10 protein-coding genes are annotated in these 9,931 nt (G+C 66.1%); 5 read left to right on the forward strand and 5 right to left on the reverse strand.

The window, feature by feature from the left end; all coding sequences use genetic code 11:
• Positions 1-5: 5 nt before the first annotated feature.
• The 3 genes from ACUJ8O_RS04500 to ACUJ8O_RS04510 all read left to right on the forward strand — a co-directional run bounded on the left by ACUJ8O_RS04500 (position 6) and on the right by ACUJ8O_RS04510 (position 3,293).
• Positions 6-968, forward strand: a complete 963-nt coding sequence (locus tag ACUJ8O_RS04500; RefSeq protein ID WP_445373187.1) for a glycosyltransferase family 2 protein — start codon at positions 6-8, stop codon at positions 966-968.
• Positions 969-977: 9 nt separating this feature from the next.
• The gene (locus ACUJ8O_RS04505; RefSeq protein ID WP_445373188.1) at positions 978-2,111 is read left to right on the forward strand and encodes a glycosyltransferase; all 1,134 of its coding nucleotides are present in this window, start codon (positions 978-980) and stop codon (positions 2,109-2,111) included.
• Between the two features lie 291 nt (positions 2,112-2,402).
• Complete coding sequence (locus ACUJ8O_RS04510) at positions 2,403-3,293, forward strand: glycosyltransferase family 4 protein (RefSeq protein ID WP_194205109.1); 891 nt, start codon at positions 2,403-2,405, stop codon at positions 3,291-3,293.
• Here ACUJ8O_RS04510 and ACUJ8O_RS04515 read toward each other — a convergent pair.
• Together ACUJ8O_RS04515 and rfbA are read right to left on the reverse strand one after the other, a co-directional pair.
• Positions 3,265-4,875, reverse strand: a complete 1,611-nt coding sequence (locus ACUJ8O_RS04515; RefSeq protein WP_063189838.1) for a glycosyltransferase family 39 protein — start codon at positions 4,873-4,875, stop codon at positions 3,265-3,267. The genes ACUJ8O_RS04510 and ACUJ8O_RS04515 overlap by 29 nt on opposite strands.
• 2 nt (positions 4,876-4,877) lie before the next feature.
• A complete protein-coding gene (gene rfbA, locus ACUJ8O_RS04520; RefSeq protein WP_036317379.1) occupies positions 4,878-5,747 on the reverse strand; it encodes a glucose-1-phosphate thymidylyltransferase RfbA in 870 nt (289 codons plus the stop codon).
• Positions 5,748-5,847: 100 nt separating this feature from the next.
• Between rfbA and ACUJ8O_RS04525 the strand changes: the two genes are divergently transcribed.
• Positions 5,848-6,687: an alpha-1,2-fucosyltransferase gene (locus tag ACUJ8O_RS04525; RefSeq protein ID WP_129867290.1), complete on the forward strand. Its 840-nt coding sequence runs from the start codon at positions 5,848-5,850 to the stop codon at positions 6,685-6,687.
• On the forward strand, positions 6,687-7,856 hold the full coding sequence (locus tag ACUJ8O_RS04530) for a glycosyltransferase (RefSeq protein ID WP_135019304.1): 1,170 nt from the start codon (positions 6,687-6,689) through the stop codon (positions 7,854-7,856). The genes ACUJ8O_RS04525 and ACUJ8O_RS04530 overlap by 1 nt, the downstream gene beginning before the upstream one ends.
• A gap of 159 nt (positions 7,857-8,015) precedes the next feature.
• Here ACUJ8O_RS04530 and ACUJ8O_RS04535 read toward each other — a convergent pair whose 3' ends face one another.
• The 3 genes from ACUJ8O_RS04535 to ACUJ8O_RS04545 all read right to left on the reverse strand — a co-directional run bounded on the left by ACUJ8O_RS04535 (position 8,016) and on the right by ACUJ8O_RS04545 (position 9,738).
• The gene (locus ACUJ8O_RS04535; protein ID WP_082836660.1) at positions 8,016-8,201 is read right to left on the reverse strand and encodes a hypothetical protein; all 186 of its coding nucleotides are present in this window, start codon (positions 8,199-8,201) and stop codon (positions 8,016-8,018) included.
• 70 nt (positions 8,202-8,271) lie between these two features.
• A complete protein-coding gene (locus ACUJ8O_RS04540; protein WP_082836661.1) occupies positions 8,272-8,679 on the reverse strand; it encodes a transposase in 408 nt (135 codons plus the stop codon).
• A gap of 318 nt (positions 8,680-8,997) precedes the next feature.
• Positions 8,998-9,738, reverse strand: coding sequence for a hypothetical protein (locus ACUJ8O_RS04545; protein ID WP_063189843.1), 741 nt, complete (start codon positions 9,736-9,738; stop codon positions 8,998-9,000).
• Positions 9,739-9,931 lie beyond the last annotated feature (193 nt).

Raw genomic sequence — 9,931 nt, forward strand, 5'->3', positions numbered from 1 at the left:
GACTCATGACCGAGACGCCCCTGACCCCCGAGGCCAGCGTGATCGTCCCCAGCCGGGGCGGAGCCCAGCGGCTGCCGCGCCTGATCGGCGCCCTCACCGCGCAGGAGGACGCCCCGCCGTTCGAGGTCTACGTGGTCGTGGACGGGGATGTGGACGGGTCGGAAGCGGTGCTCGCCCAGTTGGCCGCAGAACATCCGGGCCTGGACCTGAGTTGGACCGTCTTCCGGGAGAACCGCGGACGGGTCGCTGCGCTCAACGCCGGCGCCGACGCGACGTCCGGCCGCATCCTCATCCGCGCGGACGACGATCTCGAGCCCGGACCCCACTACATCCGGGACCACGTGGCCGCGCACGCGGGCAAGCCTGGCGGAGCGATCGGACTTTACTTGAACGTCCTGGAGCCCACCCCGTATCAGCGCGCCTACGGTGACGCCCAGGACGTCCTGCACCGCGAGCACGCGTATGCGCTGCCAGCGGATCGGCAGTGGCGGCACTGGGCGGGCAACGTGTCCGTCCCCCGTGCCCTGCACGAGCAGATCGGCGGCTACGACCCGGACTACCGACAGTACGGGTGGGAGGACATCGACTACGGCTACCGGCTGCACGCGGCAGGCTATCCCGTGGTGATCCGCCCCGAGCTGGAGACGCGGCACCACGCTGCCGCCGTGACGACGCACTCGAAGGCGGTGCGGGCCCTGCACGGCACGGCCGCGCGGAACATGTTCGTGAGCAAGCACGGGGCGGCACCGCTCGGCACCATCGGTGCTCCGCGAGGCGTGTGGGGTGCTGCCGTGCGCCTGGTGGCGTTGGGCACCACCGAAGCCACGCTCACGCGCTCCAGTGCGTTGATCGACGCCGTCGCGGACCACCTGCCCCGGGGGCTCGCCCGTCGACTCATCGCCCTCCAGGTGGAGGGTGCCGCCGAGGCCGGACGTGCCCGCCCCCACCGCGCGCAGCGGGCCATCTGAGGGGACGCGATGTCGGAACAGACTCCCGCAACGATCGCCATCGCCCACGACTACCTCACCCAGAAGGGCGGGGCGGAGCGGGTGGTGCTCGCCCTGCACCGGATGTGGCCCGATGCCCCCATTTACACGACGTTCTACGACCCCGAGGGGACCTTCCCGGAGTTCAAGGACGCGCACATCATCACCTCGCCCCTCAACCGGGTGGGAGCGCTGCGGAAGGACCCGCGGAGGGCACTGCCGCTTTTGCCGTTCGCGTCGTCGTTGATGCACGTGAAGGAGCCGGTCGCCGTCGTCTCGACCTCCGGCTGGGCGCATGGATTCCGCTACGACGGCGCCACGCTCGTCTACTGCCACACGCCGGCGCGCTGGGTGTACCTGTTGGACGACTACCTGGGCGAGGGCGGCCGGGACAGCATCAAGGGCCGGATCGCCCGCGTGCTGCGCCCGGGTCTGCGCAGGTGGGACCGCGCGTCCGTCCGGCGTCGATCACGCTATGTGGCCAACTCCACGGTGGTGAGGGAGCGGATCGAAGACGTCTACGGGCTCGACGGCGTGGACCTCGTGTTCCCGCCGCACTCCGTGAGCACGGAGGGCCCGCAGGCGCCGATCCCCGGCGCCGAGCGGCTGGCGGAGGACGGTTTCCTGCTCTCGGTCGCGCGGCTCATGCCGTACAAGCACGTGGATGTGGCCATCGAGGCTGCGGCCCGCGCGGGGCGGCCGCTCGTGGTGATCGGCAAGGGCCCGGAGGAGGCCCGGCTGCGGGCGATGGCGGGGGAGGACGTGGTGTTCGGCCAGGACCTCACCGACGCGCAGCTGCGCTGGGCGTACGCACACGCGACGGCACTGATCGCCGCGAGCCACGAGGACTTCGGCATCACGCCGCTCGAGGCGAGTGCATGGGGCGTGCCTACCGTGGCGCTACGGGCCGGCGGTTACCTGGACACCATCGAGGACGGCGTCAACGGGGTATTCGTGGATGAGCCGACGGTGGATGCGGTGGCCGGAGGGGTGGAACGTCTGCTGGCACATGACTGGGACCGGGCGGCGATGCAGGCGCACGCCGAGCAGTTTTCCGAAGTGGAGTTCAGCCAACGAATTCGCAATGCGCTCACGAATCTGCCGCGAATTGCGGGACAGCGATGAGCACCCCTCGGCGTCTGGTGTAATGGCCACATGCGAGCCAACGATCCCGGGGTGACACTCACCGTAGCCGTCACATACCCGGGGGACCCGACTGACCCCCAGTCTTGGTCTGGCACTCCGGCGGGTCTCATCCGGGGCCTCGAGGCGGCGGGAGTTCGGGTGGTGCCGGTGGACCTGACCCCGCCGTCCACTGCCGCTCGAGTCTGGACTCGGGTGACGGCACAACGGCTTCGCCCGACGGCCGACGAGTTGCTGACGCTTGGCCGTGAGAGTGCTGCCTACGCCCGCCTGGTGGAGCTGACTGCACTGTACCGCGTTCCCCGCCATGTGGACGCCGTCCTCCAGATCGGCACGGGCTACCGAGTTCACCACCGACGACTCGCCACTTTCGAGGATATGACGATCGCCCAGGCGGTCGAGCACGCGTGGGGTCCGTTTCCTGACCTGCCTCCAGCTCTCATCGACGGACGACGGCGCCTGCAGCAGAGCGTCTACGAGAAGGCGGGCATCTGTTTCGCGGCCACGTCCTGGGCCGCTGACTCCATCAGTGACGACTACGGAATTCCTCGCGACCGGATCACGGTGACGGGGCTGGGCGTCAATCGAGAGGGGCAGCCTTCCACGGACAAGGATTGGAGTTCGCCGCGGTTCCTCTTCGTCGGCCACGACTGGGAACGTAAACGCGGCGACGCCGTGGTCAAGGCCTTTGAACAGGTGCGCGACCTGTACCCCGACGCCCTCCTCCACCTGGTCGGCGCGGGTGTCCCCGACATCGATGCTGACGGGGTCGTAGTGCACGGGCCCCTGCCCATCTCAGAGCCGGCGGCGCAACAGCGACTGGGACGCCTCTTCGCCGAAGCCACGTGTCTCGTCGTGCCCAGCCGACTCGAGCCCGCAGGCATCGTGTACGCGGAGGCCGGCCGCATGGGCATTCCCTCCATCGGGACCACTGTGGGCGGGGCCGCAGACATGATCGGCGACGGGGGGATCGTTGTGGATCCGTCAGATCTAGGGGGGGTCAGTGAAGCCATGCTGCGTCTGGCGGACCCGGCTGTGGCCAAGGAGTCGGGGCGCCGCGCATCACAGCACGCAGCGCGCATGACCTGGGAAGCGGTCGGCGCGAGAGTCCGCGACCGCTTGGTCCGCGCCGTCATCAGCGGCAGGGGTCCAGACGCTCGATGACCACACGGTCCTGTCCGAAGAACAGGTACTTCGTGTAGGTGATCGTCCGAACGGGTTCCGTGGCTGCCACGGGGTGTCCCATGGACACGACGGCGCACTGACGCGAGTCGGAGAAGAGCGCAGCCCACCCGCCGACGACGTCTGATCGAGTCGGATCTTCTGCTACGCCCACGTTCGAGTGCAGCCCTACCCAGGCGAATCCGGCGTCCACGTCCTGCGGCGCCAGCCCCTCCGCCACGAGCTCCTCCGCCGCCTGCCACACGACGCCCGTGCTCGACCACGTATGGAGAGTCACCAGGGCAGTGGCGGCCACGACGATGAGGGCGGCCGTCGCGGCGGCAACCTTCTGGGCCCCCCGTGGCCGTGTGGCCCGAAGCACCAGCACACTCAGGGGCACGATGAGCGGGTAGAGATACCGCTCGAACATCGCCTGGCCCGAGAACGTCTGCACTGTGATGCCCGCGAAGTAGATCAGCAAGAACGAGGCCATGAGCAGGGCGACGGGGTGACCAGCCGATCGCCATGGCCGGCCGGGACGACGACGTGCACGCGTCGTGACATCGCCACACAGGGCCGCCACCGCGGTGCCGGCGAGGATCGCCAGTCCTGCGGCGCACCAGAGAATCCAGCCCGGCACCGTGTCACGCGCGCCGTGGGACATGGCCATGTAGCCGCCGTCGGCTGCCAGGTAATTTCCCAGCAGGGCGCCCCGCCCGAGGAGGAACACGAGCCCTGCCGTAGTGAGGGCGCCTGCCGTGCCGAAAGACCAGGCTGCGGCGGAGCGCGGCTTTGAGGCACCGAGTAGGACCGCTGGAGAACAGACGAACATCAAGGTCATGACCCCCATTGCGAGGGCCCGCACCGCGCCTCCAATTGTGGGATCGACCATGGGTGGGTCGTCACCTGGCTGCGAACGGCGCCAGACCTCAAAGGCGGCGATAGCGGCCAGCGTGACGAGCGAGGCAACGAAAATGACGCGCCGTCTGTCCCGCCGGACGAGCCAGGCGGTCACCGCGACCGCCGCCACTGCTGCCAGGCCTTGCTCTCGAACCGTGGTCGCCCACAGCCCAAACGCCATGCTCCCGATGAGGTTGAGGACGCCGCCGCCGTCGAGGTAGCGGGCACCGAAGTACAGACCACCCGCAATGCCCGCCATCATCGGGACATCAGTCATGTAGGACGTCGACAGCAGTGCAAAGCCTGGAGCTACTCCGACCAACGCCGCGACCAGCAACGAGCGGCCCCTCGGCAGAACCCGTCGCGCCGTGCCGTAAGAGAAGCCGATCATGGCGGCTCCGCAGAGCATCACGAACACATGCTGGCCGACGACGCTGGACGCAAGCGAACCTAGGGGCACCATCATCCCGACCATCGAGGCCCGGTTGAATCCGACGAGATGCACCCGGCCGGTCTCGGCAAACGAAGCGGCGATCCGTGAATGAGCCCACGAGTCGTTGTGAGGAATCCAGAGCGCACCGGCGGTGCCTGCAACAATCGCGGGGAGGACCACAAGGGCCACGATCAGGGCCGTCACGATGACGGCGTCGGTGTGATGTCCTCGTGCGCGCACGACGGTTTCCATGCTCATCTTGCGGTGTTGAGCAGGTCGAGCAGATAGCGGCCGTAGCCGGATTTCACCAGTGGCTGGGCTCGTTCCTGAAGCTGCTCATCTGTAAGGAGCCCCTGGCGCCACGCCACTTCCTCAGGAGAACCGACCTTGAGTCCCTGGCGGGACTCGACCGTGCGAATGAAGTTGGACGCGTCGTTCAGGTCGTGGAATGTGCCCGTGTCTAGCCACGCCGTGCCGCGCGGCAGGACCTCCACGTTGAGGCTGCCGCGTTCCAGGTAGGTGCGGTTCACGTCGGTGATCTCCAGCTCGCCGCGTGCCGACGGCTTGAGGCTCTTCGCAATCTCGACGACGTCGTTGTCGTAGAAGTACAGCCCGGGCACCGCATAGTTGCTCTTGGGCTCCTCGGGCTTCTCCTCCAGTGAGACGGCCTTGCCGGCGTCGTCGAACTCCACCACGCCGTAGGCGCTGGGGTCCGCCACCCAGTAGCCGAACACGGTGGCTCCGTCGACCTGGGTGTGACGGCGCAGCTGCTGGCCCATGCCGGGGCCGTAGAAGATGTTGTCGCCGAGCACAAGGGCGACGTGGTCGGTTCCGATGTGCTCCTCGCCGAGGATGAACGCCTGGGCAAGGCCGTCTGGGGAAGGCTGCTGCACATAGGTCAGAGAGACGCCGAACTGGGAACCGTCGCCGAGGAGGCGCTGGAACTGCTCCGCGTCGTGTGGGGTGGTGATGACAAGGATGTCGCTGATGCCCGCGAGGATGAGGGTGGACAGCGGGTAGTAGATCATCGGCTTGTCGTAGACGGGGACGAGCTGCTTCGAGATGCCGTGGGTAATGGGATGCAGCCGGGAGCCCGTGCCGCCGGCGAGGATGATGCCCTTCATGCTGTGATGCTATCGGGAGCAGAGGGTCCTGTCTGAGGGGTACGCACGGTGGGTGTACAGGATCTCCTCAGTGTGAGCAGAAGCCGGATATGATCACCCTGTGCAGCAAGTCGTCAGAGATGCCATCGCACGCGGTGTGGCTCCGATCCGCCGACGTCAGCCGTACGTGATCTGGGGAAATGAACCCATGAACGGTGGGAATTTTCTCTTCCTGTGGGTGACCGCGTGGGCTCGTCAACGGTCCACCGGGGTGAGTTGGCTTGTGAGGTACAAGCCCAAAATGGAACCGTGGCTCCAGGAATTCCCGCGACTTCGCGAACTGACGGTGACGGAGGACAAGGTTTCCTTCTTCCAGTCACGGACCGTGGAATGGGGTCACGAGATCAATGTGGATTTCCTCTACCCGGACCTGAAGCAGTTCTGCCGGGACATGCTCCTCCAGGGGTCGGCCTTCAGCGATCGCTGGGGCACCGTCACGCCGGGGGCCACGGTGGTGAACGTGCGGCGCGGCGACTACTACAGCAACCCAGAATTCCGGCGTCATTACGGATTCGACGTTCGTGAATTCGTGCGGGTGGCGATCGAAGAAATCGACTCCCCGGGAGGGGCGCCGGTGGTCTTTGTCTCCGACGATCCCGACTGGTGCGTGACCCATCTGTCGGACCTGTTTGCGGGCGGCGATGTCCGGGTGATGCCTTCGCCACATGACATGTTCCAAGACCTGGCCCAGGTCTCGAGCGCGGATAACCTGATCCTGGCTAATTCTACATTTTCATACTGGGGCGGTTACCTCGCCTCCTCTCGACCCCCCGGGCAGCGACCGCGCAGGGTCGTAGCGCCGCTGTTCTTTGGACGCCACTATCCGTACTCTGAGTCCGCACTCCTCTTGCCGGAATGGCTCGCCGTGCCCGGGGACCGGTACGGGGAAGGAAGCGCCTGATGCCCCTCGGTCTCAATGTGCCGTCTACACCGGGCCCTCGGCTCGGATACGTGCTACCCGGTCCGATCCTCTCTTCCGGTGGCCTGGTTGCCATGGAGGCGCGCGGATTCTCGGGCCTGACTGAGCTGGCTCGCAGTTGGCCAGGACGGGTCATCGTCCTCGCGCCTGCGGTGAATGACATCCCCGAACCGCTCCCACTGGCCTACGTGACCGCAGACGTCGACAGCCTGGGTTTCGACATCGTCAAAGCTCAGCCCGTCCCGGCTGAGATCGATTCCCTGGGCCTGGACCTGACGCTGGGTCTCCTGGCACCCCATTGGAGAGGGATGACCGAAGCCCGTACGCCCGCAGTACTGACGGCCGAGGTGGACTACGGCATCCGTCTCGGCATCCACCGTGCGACGTCCTCCGGAATCCCGCTCGCTCGTGCAGCGGTCGGACTCCTTCGTGTCGAGGCCGGGTTACGCAGACAGGCTCGGAAAGCGAGATCTCTTCAGTGCAACGGACCTGCTGCCTTCCGGGCCTATGGTAAGCAGTCAGCCACCCCGCTGGCCTTCATGGACCATCGAATCTACGCCGCAGACGTCGCAGCCGCGCGTGCCGTTCGGGCATGGGACGGCGAGGGTCCTCTTCGCATGGCCTTCTCCGGTCGACTGGACCCGATCAAGGGCCCTGAGTACGCTCTTGAAGTCGCCCATCGGGCACGCCGGGCGGGTCTGCCGGTGGAGATGGCCTTTCTGGGGACCGGGCCAATGCGCGAGACACTGCAGGACCGCGCGGAAGGCTGGGTCCAGTTCCGTGGATTCCGCGACTACCGCACCGAGTGGCTGAACGACGTACGGGACACCGTCGACCTCATGCTGCTGCCCCACCTCCAGGGCGACCCGTCCTGTACCTACTTCGAGTCCCTGGGATCAGGTGCACCGGTGCTCGGCTACGCGAACGCCACGCTGAGCCCGCTCGTGCGGCGCCATGGTGTGGGCTGGGCGGTGCCGAGGGGAGACATCGACGGCATGGTGGAGATTCTGCGATCTCTCATCGATGACCCCGAGGCACTCCTTCGTGCACGGCAGGCAGGTCTCGACCTCGTAGCGACAAACGATTTCGAAACGACGACCCAGCGTCGCGCCGACCACCTGCTCCAGCACATCGGCCCCACTCCGCTCTAGGGTGTGTTGCTAAAGGATGGTGGCGAGCCAGTGCCGTGTCGCTGCGAGACTGAGCCCGGCGTGATAGTTCCGGGCGTACTTGTCCGAGCGCATCGCGATCCCTCGCCACTGCTTGAGCCGGTTGAAGCACCGCTCCACGACGTTGCGTCCCTGGTAGCACTAGCGCTGGTCTTCCCCGAAGTCGATGGCCCGGTTCGCCTTCGAGGGGCAGCCCTTGTCCACGTTCAGGCGGTCAGGCCGTGCCCTGGGCCGGCCACGGGCCCCGGGAACGCTGATCTGCTCCATCATGGTGGCCAACATCGAGGTGTCCGCGACCTGGCCGCCGCTCACCACGAACGCCAGCACCCTCCCCTTGCCGTCACAGACCAGATGAGACTTCGTCGTCAGACCGCCACGGGAACGTCCGATCGCGTGATCAGACGGCTTCTCCGCTGATCTCTTGTAGTTCATCAGGGCCCCCTGTGGTGCGGGGCAGGGTTGCGCTGTGCTGATGGGTGCGCACGATCGTGGAATCGATCGAGGCCACCCAGTCCAGCTCACCGGCCGCCTGGGCCATCGACTGAGTGCGCTCGAGCGCCTGCCCCCACACACCCTGGGCGGCCCACCTGTTGAAGTTCTTGTAGATGGTGTTCCAGTTCCCGAACCGCTCGGGCAGGTACCGCCACGGCGCCCCGGTGCGGAACCGCCGCGCGGTGGCCTCGACCACGATGCGCCGATCCATGGGCGGACGCCCGGTGGTCTTGGCTTCGGGGAACAGTGGGCCGATCACGGCCCAGACTTCGTCTGAGATAACATCACGAGACATTTCCTCAGACTCGCGCATTCACCTACCCGATTCCTTTAGCAACACGCCCTAGACGTGCATCAAGCCCATCATGTCGCTATCTGGTGGAGACATGACCGGATACGAGTACTCCCGAGGTCTTCGGTCAAGAACGGCCTCCGGAGTACGTCAGCGCGGACGGTCCGCCCTCATTGATCGACTATCGAGCGACCTCGACCACCTGTAATTGCTCTACCGGGCCGAGAAGCCCAGGCGTCGGATGCCCCTACATGGAGAGCTACTGGTAGGCGTGCCAGCCGATGTCAAGTGGCCCCGACGCCTCCGAAAGACAGGTGCCATTCAAGCAGGCGCGTGAGATCAGATGATCGGGCGAGCCGGAATGTTCTTGGTGGTGGTCGTACCGCCCGGATTCGTCTTCGTCGAGTACGTCATCGTGGTGTTCGTGGTGACCGTGGTGTTCGTGGCCACGGAGCAACTACCAGCGACGTGGTAGTTGATAAAGAAGCCGGGCAGGTAGTCACCAGAGCGCAAGGCAGAGGTGGACGTGTTCACGATGGTGGGCTTGTTCCACGTCATGGTGAGCGTCTTACGGTCTGCAGACAGGCTATAAGACCAGCCGTTCAGAGTGGTGCACTGCGTCCAGCGCCACGTGCCAGTCGTGTTGTATCCACCGGTGGGGCACTGGTCGATGATGATCGGGTTGTTGAACGTGTATACGGTGGTCACCGCATCGATCCGGGCCGTTCCGGACGTTGTGTTCGAGGTTTCGAGCCAGTAGCCGATTGAGGAGGAGGGGCTGCGCAAACCGTCGCCGATCGGGGTCGAGCCGTTGTATGCGCCATTCGAGGGGGTAACGCCCTGAGTGTCCAAGAAGCCGCCGTTATAGGTGCACCTGGAGTCCACGCGGTAGTAGCGGCCTTGGTAGATCTGCGGGGTGACATTGGTAGCCGTCAGGGTCGTCGTGGACGCAGCGTACGCGGGCGCGGCAACAGCGGCGGCGATGGTCGGGACCGTCCAGGTCAGACCGGCTGCAACGGTACGGCGGTTGAGGGTTTTGGAGGTAGTGGTCTTGCTCGAGGTGATCTGAGAATCAGTCATTTAAGTCTTCCATTGGCGGTTGGGGATTGTGTGGGCTTACCCACTCACGGGTCCTTGGAGTCAAGCGATCTTGAAGGTCGCGTCCCGGAGCTGGATCTCGAGGTACATTGTACCTCCAAGGGTCTGGACGTAGCGGCGCAGCGTGTCGAGCTGGGCCTTGGCCAGGTCGCCACGTTCGATGGTGGACACGCGG

It is taken from the genome of Micrococcus sp. EWR3.9.1, assembly GCF_052615555.1.